This is a genomic window from Kribbella sp. NPDC058245, from assembly GCF_042882005.1.
Lineage (GTDB): Bacteria > Actinomycetota > Actinomycetes > Propionibacteriales > Kribbellaceae > Kribbella.
The window spans coordinates 95,987-113,116 of sequence record NZ_JBHVWY010000017.1 but is presented as its reverse complement, the minus strand read 5'-3'; the positions used below and the strand labels follow the sequence as shown (position 1 = coordinate 113,116).

Genomic DNA, 17,130 nt, shown 5'->3' with positions numbered 1-17,130 from the left:
TCCCCAAACCGGTTCGGGGAACCTGCACGCCCCCACCAAGCCAGTGCGGGGAGGATCCACCACCCGGACCAATCCCCGATCCTCCCCAAACCGGTTCGGGGAACCCGCACGCCCCCACCAAGCCAGTGCGGGGAGGATCCACCACCCGAACCAATCCCCGATCCTCCCCAAACCGGTCTGGGGAGGGGAGGCACCACGTCGCGACAGCCCACATGGCGCCCAGGGTGCCGCTCGATGGCTCCGGATACGCGGCACCGCCGTGCAGGTACAGCGGTTAGCGGCTGCTGCGTACCGACGGACTGGTAGTGGTCGCCGGATCCGGCTGTCGGTAGGCGTGGCTGCGCCTGGCGGTCGACTGTCGGGCCGACCACTCACAGCCCGTCGGTACGGCGTCGGCCGTCGCCGTACCGACGTCCGGAGACACGCCGACCACACCTCCGCCCCTCGCCTGTTGGCGCACCTTGAGCACGGCTCAGTCACTTGCCCGGCCCAAAAGTGGTTGAGGGGTGCTCAAAGTGGGTGGACCTTCCGACCTTGAGCACCGTTCAACCACATCCGCGGGCACCACGTGGTTGAGGGGTGCTCAAGGTGCCTCGCCTAGGCCGGCCGGCCGCGTTATGGGTGGGTTTTTCGTCGCCTGGACCCGAAAAACTCACCGATAGCGCAAGCTCCGGGCATCACGTACCTCAGCCACAGCCCGTCAGCTCCAGGCAACGTGCACCGCGGTCGCCGACCTCGCCATCCCCCTCAGCCATCTGCTGGGCGCGCGCGAAGCTTTCAGTCGGCGGCCGGAGGCGGTCGAGGTGGCGCGGCGGCCAGGTGAGCGACTCGGCCGGCCACGTCGCGCTGTGGCTGGGGTTGGTTGCGGCCGATCAAAAGACGGGATGGCTGGGCAATGCGGTAGCTGAGGTGGATGGTGCGGCCGGCGACCGCGTTCTCCATTGCTTGGGGCTGACGGGCTTTGGTTGCCGTGCGGGAAAACGCCGCGGGGGTGCACCGCCGCATGGGTCTGACCGGCTTTGGTTGGTGTGCGGGAAGACGCCGATTGGCACCCTCGCGCCGAGAGTGGCTGCCCGGCCCAACAGTGGTTGAGGGGTGCTCAAAGTGAGTGTGTCTTCGGATCTTGGGCACGGTTCAACCACTTCGACGGGCCTCACGCGGTTGAGGGGTGCTCAAAGTGGGCGGGCCTTCCGACCTTGAGCACGGTTCAACCACTTCGACCGGCGGCGCGTGGTTGAGGGGTGCTCAAAGTGAGTGCGCCTTCGGACCTTGAGCACGGTTCAACCACTTCGACGGGCCTCACGCGGTTGAGGGGTACTCAAGGTGGCTCACCGCCTTGGGTTGCGGCGCCGTTGGTACGGCGATCGCGTGTTGGCGCGGTGGGGGTGGCTGCGGGTGACGGGGGTGCGTTAGCGGTGGGGTTGAACAGGGAGTCGGGGGAGGGAACAGGTCATAACTTGTTCACGCCCACCGCAGGAGGTGCAGACCTCCGGTGCGCGGACGCCTGCTCGGCCAGAAAGTGCGGGGCGCTCGACAGCGGGACTCGGGGTGAGGGATATCGCTTTCCGTTTCGGGTTGACTCGTCGTTTCGGCTCTCTTATGGTTGCGGAACACGCCTTGGAAAGCCCTTTCCAAGGGTTGGTGAGGGAGGCGCGGGGAACTGTGAGCGAGCGACGTATCGGGATCGTGATGAACGGGGTCACCGGCCGGATGGGGCTGCGGCAGCACCTGGAGCGCTCGATCGTGGCGATCCGGGAGCAGGGCGGGATCCAGGCCGCGGACGGGACGATGATCATTCCGGATCCGATCCTGGTCGGCCGGAACGAGGTGAAGCTGCGGCGGATCGCCGAGACCTACGGGCTGACGCGGTGGACCACCGATGTCGCCGAGGCGCTCGCGGAACCGGATGTGGAGATCTACTTCGATTCGCAGCTCACGCAGTTGCGCGAGAAGGGTGTGCGTGCGGCGGTCGAGGCCGGGAAGGCGATCTACTGCGAGAAGCCGATCGCGGACAGCCTGGAGGCCGCGGTCGATCTGGCGCGGCTGATCCGGGACTCCGGTCTGAAGAACGGCGTCGTACAGGACAAGCTGTCGCTGCCGGGGCTGCGGAAGCTGAAGCGGCTGGTGGACGGCGGGTTCTTCGGGAAGATCCTCTCGGTGCGCGGCGAGTTCGGGTACTGGGTGTTCGAGGGTGACTGGCAGGAAGCGCAGCGGCCGTCGTGGAACTACAAGTCCGAAGAGGGCGGCGGGATCATCGTCGACATGTTCTGCCACTGGCGGTACGTGCTCGACCAGATCTTCGGTGAGGTCAAGTCGGTCTACTGCCAGGGCGCGACGCACGTGCCGGCCCGCTGGGACGAGCAGGGCAACGAGTACGCCGCCACTGCCGACGATGCGGCGTACGGCGTCTTCGAGCTGGAGGGCGGGATCGTCGCGCAGCTGAACTCGTCGTGGACCACGCGGGTGTTCCGCGATGAGCTGGTCGAGTTCCAGGTGGACGGTACCGAGGGTTCGGCGGTGGCCGGGCTGCGGAACTGCCGCGTGCAGCACCGCTCCGCGACGCCGAAGCCGGTCTGGAACCCGGACATCCCCGCGACCGAGAACTTCCGTGAGCAGTGGGCGACCGTGCCGGACAACGACAACTTCGACAACGGCTTCAAGGTGCAGTGGGAGATGTTCCTGCGGCACATCGTCGACGACGCGCCGTTCACGTGGGACTTCGTCGAGGGCGCCAAGGGCGTTCAGCTCGCTGAGCTCGGTCTGCAGTCGTGGCGCGAGGGACGCAAGCTCGAGGTGCCGGCGCTCGACCTCGGGTCCCCGGCATGAAGCTCCCGCTGAACGGTGAGCTGGTCGACTACCAGCTCTCCGGTACGCCGGTTGCCCAGGGCACCTATTCTCCCGCGCAATCGCGGTTGGCCTTCGCCGCGGCGCACGTGGTCGCCGACCCGCTCGGCGACAACTCGCCGGGCGCTCCCGCGGTGATCGACTGGGAACACACACTGGGTTTCCGCCGCCACCTGTGGTCGCTGGGCCTGTCGGTCGCCGAAGCAATGGACACAGCACAACGCGGGATGGGCCTCGACTGGGCGTCCACCCAGGAGCTGATTAGGCGATCAGCCGCAGAAGCACCCGACGGACGGATCGCGGTCGGCGTAGGCACCGACCAACTACCCGCCACAGGACAACCCGCCGCCGGTTCCGACAGGAAGAGCGGAGCAGCCGGCGACGGCTCAAGCAACGGAGCGGCCGGAGGCGGCCGGAGCACCCGACCGGGCGAGGGCGGCGTCCACTCCCTTGACGCGGTGATTGCGGCGTACGAGGAGCAGCTTGCCGTTGCCGAGGACGTCCAAGCTCAGCCGATTCTGATGGCGAGTCGGGCGCTTTGTGCTGCGGCGGCTGGGCCGGATGACTACCGGAAGGTCTATGACCGGCTCCTCACGCAGTCTTCGCGACCGGTGATCTTGCACTGGCTGGGCTCGATGTTCGATCCGGCGCTGGACGGCTACTGGGGTAGCGACTCGGTGGATGCGGCGGCCGACACCGTCGTACAGCTGATCGAGGACAACGTGCAGAAGGTCGACGGGATCAAGGTCTCGCTCCTGGATGCCGACAAGGAAGTTGCCCTGCGCAAGCGTCTTCCCGAGGGCGTGCGGCTCTACACCGGCGACGACTTCAACTACCCCGAGCTGATCCAGGGCGACGGCGACCGCTACAGCGATGCCCTGCTGGGGATCTTCGCCGCCATCGCACCCGCCGCGGCCGCGGCGCTGAAGGCGCTCGACGACAACGACCTCGACACCTACAACAAGGTCTTCGCACCGACGGTCCCGCTCGCCCGGCAGATCTTCTCGGCCCCGACCTACTACTACAAGACCGGAATCGCCTTCCTGGCATGGCTGAACGGCTACCAGCCCGGCTTCACGATGGTCGGCGGTCTGCAGACCGGTCGCGCGCTTCCGCATCTCGCCGATACCTTCCGCCTCGCCGACCAAGCCGGCGTACTGACGAACCCGGACCTGGCAGTCGACCGGTTCCGGCAGCTGCTCAAGGTCGGCGGGATCGACGCATGAACCGCTACAGCCTGAACCAGGCCACGACGAAGTACTGGCCGCTCGAGGACGTCGTCGCGGCCAGCTCCAAGGCCGGCCTGGAGTGGATCGGCCTGTGGCGTGAGCCCATCCAGGAGTACGGCGAGGAGCGGGCCGCGAAGCTGGTCGCCGACGCCGGGCTGAAGGTGTCGTCGCTGTGCCGCGGCGGCTTCTTCACCGCGACCGACCCCGTCGAACGCCGGGCCAAGATCGCCGACAACCGCCGCGCGATCGACGAGGCCGCAACCCTCGGTACGTCGGTCCTCGTACTGGTCAGCGGCGGACTCCCACCCGGTTCCCGCGACATCGACGGCGCCCGCGCGATGATCCGCGACGGCCTGGCTGAGCTCGCGCCGTACGCGGAAGAACGCGGAGTGAAGCTCGCCGTCGAGGCACTGCACCCGATGTTCGCCTCGGACCGCTGTGTCGTCTCGTCCCTCGGCGGCGCACTAGACCTCGCTGAGCAGTTCCCCGCGAGCCAGGTCGGCGTGATCGTCGATGCCTACCACCTGTGGTGGGACGCCGACATCTACCGCCAGATCGAGCGCGCGGGCGAGCGGATCCTGTCGTACCAGGTCAGCGACTGGACCGTCCCGCTCCCCGTCGACAACCTGCTCGGCCGCGGCATGATGGGCGACGGCGTGATTGAACTCCGTCGGCTGCGGGAAGCGTGTGACGACGCCGGGTACGACGGTCCGATCGAGGTCGAGATCTTCAACCAGGAACTGTGGGACGCGCCGGGCCAGGAGGTCTTCGACCTGGCGTACGCCCGCTACCAGGAGCACGTCATCTAACGCTTGAGGAGCTAGGTATGACTATTCCCGCCGACGGTATCGGGATGCACCTGTACACCATGCGGGATGTGCTGGCGGAGGACTATCCGGGGACGCTGAAGCGGCTGGCCGAGATCGGCTACCGCACGGTCGGCGTGAGCGGCCGGTTCGGCCACACCCCCGAGGAGATCCGCGGCTTCGCGGACGACGCGGGGCTGAAGATCGTGCTGGAGCACGTCGGATATGCACGACTGGCCGACAACTGGGCCGGCGCGTTGGCCGACGTACAGACGCTTGGTGCGCAGTGGGTCGTCGTACCGTCGATCCCGGTCGAGCAGCGGTCGATCGAAGGATTCCGTACGGCGGCCGCCGCGTTCACCGAGGCCGGCAAGGCCGCGCGTGATGCCGGACTGAAGTTGTTGTTCCACAACCACGGTCACGATTTCGACGAGATCGACGGGACTGTTCTGTACGACATCCTGCTCGACGTCGACCCGGAGCTGCTCGGGTTCGAGCTGGATCTGTACTGGGCGGTCGACGGCGGTCACGACCCGGCGAAGCTCTTCCAGGAGCACCCGGGCCGGTTCCCTGCCCTGCATGTGAAGGACATGGCGCAGGACGGGTCGTGGGAGGACGTCGGTGCCGGGAAGCTCGACTTCGGCGCGATGTTCGAGCACGCGGAGTCCGGTGGTGTCGAGCAGTACCTGGTGGAGCACGACAAGCCGACCGACGCCTGGGCCTCCGCGGAGCGCAGCTACCGTGGGTTGACTGAGATTTAGCGCTCCCCTCCGGATGCAGATGCTCACTATTAGTGCTTTCCGCCTATTCTCGATCTGTGCTCAACGAACCTTCGGTGCGACTGACTGCGGTCCGTCGGCTGTACGAGGTGAGTGCGCGGATGGGGGCCGGGCGCAGCCTGGCCGAGACGCTGCAGGCTGTGGTCGACGGGGTGGTGGACGGTCTGGGCTTCGGCATCGCCGTGCTCAACCTCCGCCAGCCGGACGGGAAGTTCGAGGTCATCGCGGTCTCCGGGTCACCGGAGGCCCGCGAGGCCTTGCTCGGCACGATCAGTGCCGCGGACATCTTCGACGCCGAGTTCGCGATCGCGGACGAGTGGGGCGGCCTGCGCTTCGTACCGCACGAGCGGCTGCCCGAAGGTGACGTGGTCGGCTGGGTGCCCGACGTACCGATCGCGAAGGGGCCGGATGCCTGGCATCCGCTCGACGCCCTGTTCGCCCCGCTGTACTCGTCCGAGAACGAGCTGGTCGGGATGCTGTCGGTCGACCTCCCCGAGGACGAGCGACGACCCGGTCCGGTCCACCGCGAGTTGCTGGAGATCTTCGCGACCCAAGCCGGCCTGGCGATCGACAAGGCCCGCCTGACCGACGAGCTCCGCGCCGAGAAGTCCCGCCTGGAAGCCAGCGAGGCGACCTTCCGGATGGTCTTCGAAGGAGCCGGAAACGGGATGGCCACGGTCGCCCTCGACGGCCCCGAGGCCGGCCGGATCCTGCGCGTGAACGACGCCTTCTGCCAGATCACCGGGTACGACGCCAGCCAGCTGGTGGGTGCGGCCTCGAGCGACTTCCTGCGCGACGAGGAGCCGGAACAGACCCGGCGCGAACTCGCCCGGCTCGCCCGCAGCAGAACGCCGTACCGGTTCGAACGAATCTTCACGCAGCCGACCGGCAACGAGATCTGGCTCGGCGGTACGGCGGCCATCGTCGTCGAAAGCTCCGGCCGTCCCCGCATCCTGCTCGTCCAGATCGACGACGTGACCGCTCGCAAGGACGCCGAACGCGAGCTCCGCCACCACGCGGCCCACGACCCCCTCACCGGCCTCCCGAACCGCCGCCTCCTCCAGCACCGCTTCGACCTCGCCCTCGAACGCACCCGCGCCTCCGCCCGCCCCGGCGCCCTGCTCTTCTGCGACCTCAACCACTTCAAACTCGTCAACGACAGCTACGGCCACGAAGCCGGCGACCGCGCCCTCCGCGAGATCGCCGACCGCCTCACCACCGCCGTCCGCCACGGCGACACCGTCGCCCGCCTCGGCGGCGACGAGTTCGCCATCCTCGCCGAAGACATCGCCGACGAAGCCCTGACGGCCCTCATCACCCGCCTCGAGACCGCCGTCAGCCGCCCCCTCGAAGGCATCACCACCCAAGTCACCACCGCCATCGGCACCACCCCCATCACCCCCACCTCCCCCGACCTCGACACCCTCCTCCACACCGCCGACCAAGCCATGTACGCCGCCAAACACCACCGCCCCTGAGCTGGCCTAGAGCTGCCAACCGCCGTCTGCCGCCACAAATCCCGCCTAGCGTCATGGCTGATGCCCACGTCCCGGCGCCGTAAGAAGAACCCCGCCCGGCCCAGCTCCGGCGGCGGATCCGCCGTGCCGACGCACCGGCCCACGCCGCCTCCTCCGAGCCCGCCGCGGATCGCCGACCCGGACTGGAGAGCCAGGCTCGAAGCCTTACAGCGTCTACCCGACTCCGACCGCAGGAAATGGGCGGAGCTCGCTGCCCTGCTCGCGGAGTTGCAAGTCGAGCAGCCGTACCGCAGGTATGAACCGCCGGTCGACAAGCTGGTCAAGCCGCCGCCCACTCGGTACAAAGGCCCTTGGCGCCTCGCCGCGCAGCGGGCCGCCGAGGCCCGCGAGGCGATCCGGGACGAGATCGAGCAGCTCGGTTCCCGGTTGCATCGCTACCGGAAGGACAACGACGAGGTGGCGGAGCTGACCGCCGACTCGCGCGACACCTACCTGGCGACCAAATCGGTGACCACGAACGTCGGCGACCCGACGAAATGGGTGACACCCGGCTTCCGCTGGTGGATCGAAACAGCGGTCGCCAGCACCGGAGGTCGTCGGCCAGTCGAGATCACCCTCACCGTCAACGCGAACGGCGTAGCCCAGCTCCGCTGCGGAGACGAGCTCGCCCCGGCCACACCACAAGCGTGGACAGAGCTCACGGCAACCGCCCTCTTCTGGCCCCCGCCCCCGAAGCGGCCTACCCCGACGACCCCGGACCCGGCACAGGTCACCCGGCCCCCGGTACGACGTGCGTACCGGCTCCTGGGGTTGGCGCTGACGATCCGCGCCGTGTTCTCGCTGGAGTCCTGCTTGGCCGTTCTCCTTGTCGCCCTCGTGGTGAGTATCGCCGTCGTCATCGTGACGGCTCTCGCCAAGCTCTGAACGAATCCTGGGCGTTCAGGAGCCCAGCGTAGTAAGGGCTTCGTCGGTGAGGCGGTAGACGGTCCATTCGTCCTGCGGGCGGGCGCCGATCGCCTGGTAGAAGTCGATGGCGGGGGTGTTCCAGTTGAGGACTGACCACTCGAGGCGTTCGTAGTTGTTGCGGACGCACTCCTCGGCGAGGGCTTTCAGCAGGGCTTTGCCGAGGCCGGTGCCGCGGGCTTCGGGGCGGACGAACAGGTCTTCGAGGTAGATGCCGTGGACGCCGCGCCAGGTGGAGAAGCTGAGGAACCAGATGGCGCAGCCGACGATGCGGTCGTCGAGGAGGGCTACGTGAGCGAAGACGGCGGGGGATTCGCCGAATAACGCCGTCTCGAGCTGGTCGGTGGTGAGGTGGCATTCGGAGGGAGCTCGTTCATAGTCGGCCAGGGCGTAGACGAGCTCGACGATGGCAGGGACGTCTTCGAGGCGGGCGCGGCGAACGGTCATGGCCAACATCCTGCACCACAACCAGCGTGGGTACGTTCGCTAGACGGACAGGCCGCCGTCGACAGATAGCACGGTCCCGGTCACGTACGACGATCGGTCGCTGAGCAACCAGGCGGCGGCCTCGGCCACCTCGGCCGGCTGCGCCGCGCGCTGCAGCGGGACCTGCCCGACGATGAAGTCGATGGTCCCGGGCTGCGCCGTGTCCCAGTCCTGCAGCATCTCGGTCAGCGTCGCGCCCGGCGCGATCGCGTTGATCCGGATCCCTTCCGGACCGTACGTCTTCGCGGCCGACTCGGTCAGGCTGTTCCCGGCCCGCTTCATCGCGCCGTACCCCGGAAGTTGCGGGTTGGCCCCGAGGCTGCCAACGCTCGAGGTGTTCACGATGCTGCCGTGGCCCGCCCCGGCGCGGATCGCCGCGACCTCGGCGTTCATCGCGAGCCACAGTCCGCGGAAGTTCACGGCGTACTGCTGATCCATCGCGTCGATCGGCAGCTGGTCCATCGGCCCCGGCGGCTGGCCGGTGGCGCCGTTGTTGAACGCACCGTCCAATCGCCCGTACGTCGATACTGTCCGCTGCACGGCGGCGGTCACGGAATCCGGGTCACCCAGATCGCAGACGATGTACTCGCCGTCGATCTCCTTCGCGACGAGCGCCAACTGCTCCTCGGTCCGGGCGGCGAGCATCACCTTGGCGCCCTCCGCGGCGAACAGCCGGGCCGCGGCGGCGCCGATCCCGCGGCCGGCGCCGGTGACGAGAATGACTTTTCCTTCGAGCAATCTCTCCATGCAGCCCACCTTGCGCGGCAGCCGTCATCCTTAGCCAGGAACCATCAGTACCTGGTTAAGGGCGCAGGGCCGGGCACACTGGACGGTATGGACAAGGCGGAGCTGGCGGCGTTCCTGCGCAGCCGACGGGAACGCGTCACCCCGGCCGAGGCCGGATTGCCCGCCGGGCGACGACGCCGTACGCCGGGACTCCGGCGCGAGGAGGTCGCCCAGCTCGCGTACATCTCGACGGAGTACTACGCCCGCCTCGAGCAGTCCCGCGCACCGCATCCATCGGGCGAGGTACTCGCTGGGCTCGCGCGGGCGCTGCGGCTGTCCGATGCCGAACGCAACTACCTGTACCAGCTGGCCGGCGTACCGGTGACTCCGCCCGGACCGTCGCGGGTGGTGCGGCAGAGCATCCTCGACCTGATCGAACGACTGCCGACCACGGTGGCGATCGTATTGTCGGCGACGTACGAGGTGATCGCCTGGAACCCGCTCGCCGCAGCCCTGCTCGACGACTTCTCGAAGCTGTCCCGGTCCGACCGCAACCTGCTGCGCCGAACCTTCCTCGGCCCACACTCGGCGGACGGCAAGGTCTTCGGATCCTCCGGCGACCCCGCGTTTGCTCAGCACGCCACCAACTACCTCCGCGCGACCGCCGCGCGATATCCGGACGATCCGGAGGTGCAGGGCCTGATCGCCGATCTGCTGGCGGGCAGTCCACGATTCGCCGACTTCTGGCAGGCGCATAACGTCGCCACCGAACCAACCTTGTGCAAGACCTTCGACCATCCCCTGGTCGGCCCGGTCACCGTGAACTGCGATGTCCTCACGCTCGCCGACCGCGACCAGCAACTAGTCCTGTACACGGCGGCCCCGGGCTCCCCGTCGGAGGACGCGTTGCGGTTGCTCTCAGTGATCGGGACGCAGGAACTCAGCCCCACGGCCGATTCATGAGCAGGACTGGTCAATCTCTTCGGATATTCCTGTTGGAGTTAAGGGTTCGGGTGCGGGAACTTGGAAGGTATGACGAACCCCACCCGCACGATCGGTGATGTCCAGGTCAGCCCGATCGGGCTCGGCGGAATGCCGATGTCGATCGAGGGCCGCCCCGACGAGGCCCGGTCGATCGCGACCATCCACGCCGCGCTCGACGCCGGTATCACGCTGATCGACACCGCCGACGCGTACCACCTGACCGCGACCGACGTCGGTCACAACGAAACCCTGATCGCCAAGGCGCTCTCGTCGTACGGCGGTGACACGTCGAACGTCCTGGTCGCCACCAAGGGTGGTCACCTCCGCCCCGGCGACGGCAGCTGGACCCTCAATGGTTCACCGGCATACCTTAAGCAGGCGGTCGAGGCGTCGATCAAGCGGCTCGGAGTCGAGGCGATCGGCCTGTACCAGTTCCACCGGCCGGACCCGCAGACGCCGTACGAGGAATCTGTCGGCGCCATCCGCGACCTGCTCGACGCCGGCAAGATCCGCCAGGCCGGGATCTCGAACGCCAACCCTGAGCAGATCCGCCAGGCCAACGAGATTATCGGCGGCCGGCTCGTCTCGGTGCAGAACCAGTTCTCGCCGAAGTTCCGCTCGAGTGAGCCGGAGCTCGACCTCTGCGACGAACTCGGGATCGCGTTCCTGCCTTGGTCTCCGCTCGGCGGCATCTCCAACGCCGGCGAACTCGGCGAGAAGCACCCGGCCTTCCACACCCTCGCCGCCGAGCTCGGCGTCAGCCCGCAGAAGCTGACGCTGGCCTGGATGCTGGCCAAGTCCCCGGTCGTGATCCCGATCCCCGGATCGAGCCGCCCGGAGACCATCCGCGACTCCTACTCCGCGATCGAGCTCACCCTCACCCCCGAACAGGTCGCCACTCTCGACGCCTCCTGACCCGGGCGGATTTCGCCGCGGTTGCAACAAAGTGCAACTTGGACACAGATCCCCGGGAACCCGCGCCCGTCACCCACCGCTACCACTAGTCTCGGGACGGTCGACTCTCGGGAGGAACAAGTGGGGATCTGTGTCCGCTGCGGAAATCAGCGAGATCCAGCCAGCCAGAGCTGTCCGCACTGCGGGGCCGGGTCTGCGCCACCTGTCCAGGCGGCGCCGGTAGCGGCTCCATTCGTGGAGACTCCTGGTCCGCCGACCAGTTCACCGGCGTCGTGGCCACCGCCTGTTCCGACGTCGCAGGTGCCCGGTCCGGCGCCGCGCAAGTCGGCCGGCGCGAAGATCCGGCAGCTCTTCACGCGGCCGCCCGGATATCAGAATGTCTTTGTCTGGTTGGTGACCGGGATGCTGCGCAATCCGCGCGGCCTGATCGCCGCGCTGCTCACCACCTGGTTCAACCTGCCGGCGGCCATCATGCTCGGCGGCGTCGGGATGGTTGCCGGAGGCATCGCCGGGTACGTCGGCGGCGCGCTCGGCGGCCATAACCAGGCAGACTCGCTGGCCAACAACATCCCGCTCCTGAACGGCCTGCTCGGTAGCGCGCTGCTGCAGGGCGGGGGCATCCTCGGCATGCTGGCGGGCATCGCGGCCGGTGCCATCGGCGGTTTCCTGCTGGGCCTGTTGCTGCCGTGGATCTTCGTCGCCGCGGCCAGCCCGATCGAGGGTGTCGGCCGCTTCTTCGGCCAGCTCGTGGTCGCCGCGCTGTGCGGTTTCCTCTACACGATGTACAGCATCGCCGCCGAGGGCTGGCTGTTCCGGATCCGCGAGGGCGCCCGGCAACCGAGCCGCCGGGAGCGTGAGCTGATCGAACCGATCCTGCAGGACTGCGCTCGCAAGATGGGACTCGCCTCGGTACCACTACTCCTGATGTCCGACGACCGGTTCCCGAACGCCGCCGCGGGCGCCCGCCACATCATCGTGCACCGGGGTTTCCTCGATACCTTCGAGTACGAGCGAGAGCCCTTGGCCGGCGTGCTCTGCCACGAGCTGACGCACTGGCGCAACGCGGACGCCATCTCGAGCATGTTCATCCGTGGTGTGGCGCTTCCGCTCTACCTGTCCTACACAGCCTGCTCCTGGTTGCTGCGGATGACCCGCGGCACCATCGCGTTCATCGTCCTGTTCATCACCTGGCCGATCGTGGTCAGCATCCGCTACGTGCTGATGCCGCTCCAAGCCGCCGGCTGGCGCGCTGCGGAGTACCGGGCCGACCAGGGCGCAGTGTTCGCCGGCCACCGCGAAGGTATCCGCCAGGTCATGATCAAGATGCAGACCTCCTTCGACGGCGCCAGCACCGGATGGGACCTGGCCCTCCTGGGCACTCACCCGCCGAACGAGCTGCGGCTCGAGCGGCTCGAGGCGCCCGGCGTCGACTACCCGCTACCCGACGCCGGCGGCCCGGCCGCGCCGACGCCGGTCATCATCACCGGGTCGCTGGCGAGGGACTGATGAACGCTTCCTGGCCGCAGATCCCGCCGTTCGGGCTCGAACCCCGCCGCCAGGTGTTCCTCGGCTGGGACGCCCGCGGCGGTTACAAGCGGTGCTGGAGTGCCCCCGAGGACTCGGTCGGCATCGTCGGCCCGCCGCGCTACGGCAAGACCTCCGGCCTGATCATCCCGTCGGTGATGTGGTGGGAAGGTCCAGTCGTCTGTACGTCGACCCGTGGCGACATCCTCGGGTTCACCGGAAACCGCCGGCGGGCGCTGGCAGCGCCGTACGGGGGAACTGTCCGGGTGTATGACCCGTTCGGGAGCGAATTCCCCGAGCTGTCGATGCGGTGGTCGCCGCTGGCCGACTGCGAGAATCCGTCGGTCTGCTATCGCCGGGTCGCGGCGATGACAGCCGTTGCAGGACAAGGGGTTTCGGACGGTGACCACTGGCGAGGTGGCGCCGCGGCGATCCTGCGCGCGTACTTCCATGCTGCTGCGTTGGAGGGGCTGCCGATCTCCGTCGTACGGCGATGGCTCACGGCGCAGGAGACGCGTGACCCAACGGCGATCCTGCGGTTGTCGTCGAGCCCAGGAGCCATGTGGGCCGATGATCTGGACGCGGTCAAGCTGCTCGGCGATCGTGAACGCGGCAGCTTCTATTCCGTTGCCCGCAACACGTTGGAGGCGACCTCCGAACCGACCGTGCTCGCCTCGTGCTCGCAGAACGACCTGGACATCGACGAGTTCCTGGAGAGCAGGTCGTCGCTGTTCATCATCGGTCCGTCACACCAGCAGCAGGCGATCGCGCCGCTGATGGCCGGCCTCGTCGACAGCATCGCGCAGCGCGCTTCGGAGTTGGCGGCCGCCCGCGGTGGTCGACTGGATCCGCCGCTGCTGCTCGCCCTCGACGAGATCGCCAACATCGCACCTCTGCAGAGTCTCCCGTCACTGGTCAGCGAAGGCGGCGGCCGCGGCATCATCACGCTCTGGGCCACGCAATCCCTTGCCCAGTTGAGGAATCGGTACGGCGTCGAGCAACAAGCCGCCATCCTCGCCGCGACGACCGCCAAACTGATCTTCGGCGGCATGTCCAACGGCGAGGACCTGCACAACATCTCCTCCTGGGCCGGCGAACAACTCCAGTCCAACACCAGCACCCAGCTAGCCCCCCAAGCCGGCCCATCCATGACCGGCTTCGGCACCGGCCCCACCGGCGTCAGCGGCAACACCAACACCCAGGGCACCACGGTAGGCACCATCTACCGCCCGGCCCTCCCCATCAACGCCATCCAGATGCTCCCCCCGTTCCACGCCTGGCTCTTCTGGCGCAGCGACCCACCCTTCCAAGTCGAATCCCGCCCCGCCGGCGCCATCCCCGAGTTCGCAAACCTCAAAGGCTTCACCCATGACCACTGATGCTTACGAATACCTCGTCAGGGTCTTCGAGCCGGCGGGTGAGTCCGTGGACCACCCCAGCGGTCTGTGGCGTCATCGAGGTGACGATTTCGAATATCTGTCGATGGTCGACTGGAGCTGGCATCCGCGCGGTGAGGTTCCGCTGCCGCACCCGGATCTGCGGGTAGCGATCTCTGCTGAGCAGGCACACACGCTACTCGAAGATCGCCAACGGTTCGTAAGGTACTGGGCCGAGCATCTGAGCCCGGAGAACGGCGACCTCGTCGAAGACCGTCTGGTGTATCGGCAGCTCCGGAGTCCCGAGCGCCTCGTCGAGGAAGGCTTCGGCCGCGACAACGCCTGGGTCTCGACGCGAACCATCCGGGACTTCCAGGTCGGCGGCCCGCACGACGTACCGGATCTGCACCCCATCGACGCCACAACTGCCGAGCAGCTGATCCAGGAGACCCGCGGAGTCTCGGGAGCCACCAACCTGCTCGATGAGTTCACCCAGCTGAAGGGATCCACCTCATGACCACCGACGACTACGAGTACCTCGCCCGGGTTTCCAAGGCACGTAAGGAGTCGGTGGATCGTCCGAGCGGTCTGTGGCGCCGCCGCGGCGACGAGCTTGAGTACTTGTCGCTGGTCGACTGGGCCTGGCATCCGCGCGGTGACGCAAACGTTCCGCACCCCGATCTTCTCGTGCCGGTCTCTGCCGAGCAGGTGGCAACGCTGCTTGCAGACCACGAACGATTCGCACGGTACTGGGTCCAGTACCTGAGTGTGGCGAAGGGCGATCTCGCCGAGGAGACGCGGGTGTATCGGCAGCTTCCGGATCCCGGCGGTGTCGTGGACGAGGTCTTTGGTCGCGACAACGAGTGGATTTCGACCAGGACCATCAGGGACTTCCAGGCAGCCGGACCGCACGACGTTCCCGACCTGCAACCGATCGACACCGCGACAGCGGACCGCCTGATCGAGGAGACCCGCGGAATCTCGGGAGCCACTGAGCTGTGAGTCCAGGACCCTGGCGAGGTAAGGGCCACGAGCAGCACCTCGAGCTCGATGAGGAGGAGAACGACGCAGCCGAGCTGGCCCACCGGCGCGCTACCCGTCGGCAGAAGCAGCTCGACGACGCGCTGGAGCGGACCAGACGCACCACCGCGCGCTATCACAGCAACCTCGTGGGCCTCGAGTATTCGCTGAAGTCCCTCGAGTCCTTTCGGAGCAAGGTTGCCCGTCGCGACGCCGACGTCACGGGGTACGAGTCTGCCAACTCCACCAATGACCTCAATCGATACACGGTGTCGTTTCCGCGCGAGCAGTACACCGATGGTGTGCTCGCGTCATACCAGGATCTGAGGGACCAAGGGTTCGTCAAGATCAAGGAACGCAACAGCTGGGAAAACCCGGACTATCGCGGCGTCAACACGACCTGGGCTGTCGTCAACGAGGCCGGGAAAGCACAGCACAAGTTCGAGGTGCAGTTCCACACCCCAGAAGGCTTTGAGGTCAAGGACAAGGACAACCACCTGCTCTACGAACTGGGTCGTGTCTCAGGCGACCTGGAACGCCTAGCAGCCATCCGTCACTTGCAGGCCGAGCGCTACGGCGACATGGAAGCACCTCCGGGACACGAGCGAATCTGTCCGCCGGCGACCGTCGAACCGATGGACCCCCCGAGCCAGGAAGCAATCGACCGGGTGCTCGCCGAGGAGGAAGAACTCCGGCAGCAGAAGGCCGCTGAGGCACGGGAGAAGGCCGAGCAAGCAGCCGAGCAGGAGCGCCAGAAGGAACGTGAGGAGGAGCGCGAAGAAGAAGAGCGCGACCGTGAGCGGGAGGAAGAACGCGAGCGCGAGCAGGATCGTGATCGAGAAGGTGGCGAAGCCGAGAAGCCGGATCGTCGGCCTCGAGTTGCCGACGCCGAGGAGCGTGGGGACGAGGTTGATCAGTCGGAGCTGACCGAAGACGAGGCTGATACGGAGACCGTCGTACTCGACGAGACCGAACAGCAGCAGGAGTCGGACACCGAGACAGAGCAGCAGGCCGAGGCGGATGCTCAGCGCGACGCCGATGAACAGGCCGACGCCGACCAGCAGGCGGAATCAGACGCTGACGCGGATGCCGACGCTGACGCTGACGCGGATGCCGACGCTGACGCGGATGCCGATGCTGAGGCTGAGGCGGATGCTCAGCAAGAGGTTGATCAGCAGGTCGAGGAGGACGCGCAGGCCAAGGCTGAGGAGGATGCTCAGCGCGAGTCCGACGAGCAGGCGGACCAGGAGTCCGAGCAGGAGAACGAACACTCCGAGACCGAAGCTCAGGCCGAGTCGGAGACGGAACAGCAGGAAGAGGCCGACACCGAGGCGGACGCTCAAGCCGACGCGGATGCGCAGGCCGAGGCCGATCAGCAGGCTGAGACGCAGGCCGACGAAGCTCAAGCCGACCAGGACTCCGAGCAACAGAACGAACACGCCGAGACCGAAACTCAGGCCGAATCGGAAGCGGAACAGCAAGAGGAGTCCGAGCAGGAGACCGGTCACGAAGGTGATGCCGACGCGGAGGCGGACGCCGACGACGTGCCTGCGCCGGAGCCCCAGGCTGACGCGGAAGCTGACGGTGAGGCTGACGCGGAGGCTGAGGCTCAGAGCGAGTCTGAGGTTGGTGCTGATGCCGAGGCAGAGGCCGAAACTCAAGCCGGTACTGAGACCGAGACCGAATCTGAGGTCGGTACTGAGACCGAAGCCGAGGCAGAAACTCAGGCCGGCACCGAGACCGAAACCGAGTCCGAAGTCGGCACTGAGACCGAGGCTGAGGCAGAGACAGGTGCTGAGGCCGAGGCCGAGACCGAGGCTGAGACCGAGGCCGAGGCCGAGGCCGGTACTGAGGCTGAGGGTGGGGCCGGGGGTGGGTATGAGGACTCGGATGATGCTCGGGTGGCGGCTTCGATGGAGAGTTCTGGTGGGGAGTACGAGGGTGGGGACGACGACTACTCGTCCGACAACTCGGCTGGTGACGATATGGGTAGGGAGTGA

15 protein-coding genes are annotated in these 17,130 nt (G+C 67.4%); 13 read left to right on the top strand and 2 right to left on the bottom strand.

From position 1 onward, the window contains the following. The first annotated feature begins 1,662 nt into the window (after positions 1-1,662). From ACFVWG_RS33080 to ACFVWG_RS33055, 6 genes are read left to right on the top strand one after another with little or no spacing between them, the layout of a single operon-like run. The gene (locus ACFVWG_RS33080; RefSeq protein WP_391547395.1) at positions 1,663-2,826 is read left to right on the top strand and encodes a Gfo/Idh/MocA family protein; all 1,164 of its coding nucleotides are present in this window, start codon (positions 1,663-1,665) and stop codon (positions 2,824-2,826) included. Continuing rightward, positions 2,823-4,070 (top strand): dihydrodipicolinate synthase family protein, encoded by a 1,248-nt coding sequence (locus tag ACFVWG_RS33075; protein ID WP_391547394.1) that lies wholly within the window; start codon positions 2,823-2,825, stop codon positions 4,068-4,070. Before ACFVWG_RS33080 ends, ACFVWG_RS33075 begins: the two co-directional genes overlap by 4 nt. After that, on the top strand, positions 4,067-4,882 hold the full coding sequence (locus ACFVWG_RS33070; protein ID WP_391547393.1) for a sugar phosphate isomerase/epimerase family protein: 816 nt from the start codon (positions 4,067-4,069) through the stop codon (positions 4,880-4,882). Before ACFVWG_RS33075 ends, ACFVWG_RS33070 begins: the two co-directional genes overlap by 4 nt. A 17-nt stretch (positions 4,883-4,899) precedes the next feature. Then, complete coding sequence (locus tag ACFVWG_RS33065; RefSeq protein WP_391547392.1) at positions 4,900-5,640, top strand: sugar phosphate isomerase/epimerase family protein; 741 nt, start codon at positions 4,900-4,902, stop codon at positions 5,638-5,640. A gap of 56 nt (positions 5,641-5,696) precedes the next feature. Further along, positions 5,697-7,136: a diguanylate cyclase domain-containing protein gene (locus ACFVWG_RS33060; protein WP_391547391.1), complete on the top strand. Its 1,440-nt coding sequence runs from the start codon at positions 5,697-5,699 to the stop codon at positions 7,134-7,136. A 60-nt stretch (positions 7,137-7,196) separates the two neighbouring features. Further along, positions 7,197-8,060 carry a hypothetical protein gene (locus tag ACFVWG_RS33055; protein WP_391547390.1) on the top strand — a complete coding sequence of 288 codons (864 nt, stop codon included), beginning with the start codon at positions 7,197-7,199 and terminating at the stop codon, positions 8,058-8,060. 15 nt (positions 8,061-8,075) lie between these two features. Here ACFVWG_RS33055 and ACFVWG_RS33050 read toward each other — a convergent pair whose 3' ends face one another. Then, positions 8,076-8,546: a GNAT family N-acetyltransferase gene (locus ACFVWG_RS33050; RefSeq protein WP_391547389.1), complete on the bottom strand. Its 471-nt coding sequence runs from the start codon at positions 8,544-8,546 to the stop codon at positions 8,076-8,078. Positions 8,547-8,585: 39 nt separating this feature from the next. Continuing rightward, a complete protein-coding gene (locus tag ACFVWG_RS33045) occupies positions 8,586-9,332 on the bottom strand; it encodes an SDR family NAD(P)-dependent oxidoreductase (RefSeq protein WP_391547388.1) in 747 nt (248 codons plus the stop codon). Between the two features lie 87 nt (positions 9,333-9,419). Here ACFVWG_RS33045 and ACFVWG_RS33040 point away from each other — a divergent pair, with 87 nt between their 5' ends. The 7 genes from ACFVWG_RS33040 (at position 9,420) to ACFVWG_RS33010 (ending at position 17,130) form a co-directional block, all read left to right on the top strand. Further along, entirely contained in the window at positions 9,420-10,274 is an 855-nt protein-coding gene (locus ACFVWG_RS33040) for a helix-turn-helix transcriptional regulator (protein WP_391547387.1), read from the top strand. A 69-nt stretch (positions 10,275-10,343) separates the two neighbouring features. Continuing rightward, entirely contained in the window at positions 10,344-11,210 is an 867-nt protein-coding gene (locus ACFVWG_RS33035; protein WP_391547386.1) for an aldo/keto reductase, read from the top strand. Between the two features lie 234 nt (positions 11,211-11,444). Further along, positions 11,445-12,716 (top strand): M48 family metalloprotease, encoded by a 1,272-nt coding sequence (locus ACFVWG_RS33030; protein ID WP_391547385.1) that lies wholly within the window; start codon positions 11,445-11,447, stop codon positions 12,714-12,716. Beyond that, the gene (locus ACFVWG_RS33025) at positions 12,716-14,113 is read left to right on the top strand and encodes a type IV secretory system conjugative DNA transfer family protein (protein WP_391547384.1); all 1,398 of its coding nucleotides are present in this window, start codon (positions 12,716-12,718) and stop codon (positions 14,111-14,113) included. The genes ACFVWG_RS33030 and ACFVWG_RS33025 overlap by 1 nt, the downstream gene beginning before the upstream one ends. Further along, positions 14,103-14,627 (top strand): hypothetical protein, encoded by a 525-nt coding sequence (locus ACFVWG_RS33020; protein ID WP_391547383.1) that lies wholly within the window; start codon positions 14,103-14,105, stop codon positions 14,625-14,627. The genes ACFVWG_RS33025 and ACFVWG_RS33020 overlap by 11 nt, the downstream gene beginning before the upstream one ends. Beyond that, on the top strand, positions 14,624-15,112 hold the full coding sequence (locus ACFVWG_RS33015; protein ID WP_391547382.1) for a hypothetical protein: 489 nt from the start codon (positions 14,624-14,626) through the stop codon (positions 15,110-15,112). Before ACFVWG_RS33020 ends, ACFVWG_RS33015 begins: the two co-directional genes overlap by 4 nt. Further along, complete coding sequence (locus tag ACFVWG_RS33010; protein ID WP_391547381.1) at positions 15,109-17,130, top strand: hypothetical protein; 2,022 nt, start codon at positions 15,109-15,111, stop codon at positions 17,128-17,130. The genes ACFVWG_RS33015 and ACFVWG_RS33010 overlap by 4 nt, the downstream gene beginning before the upstream one ends.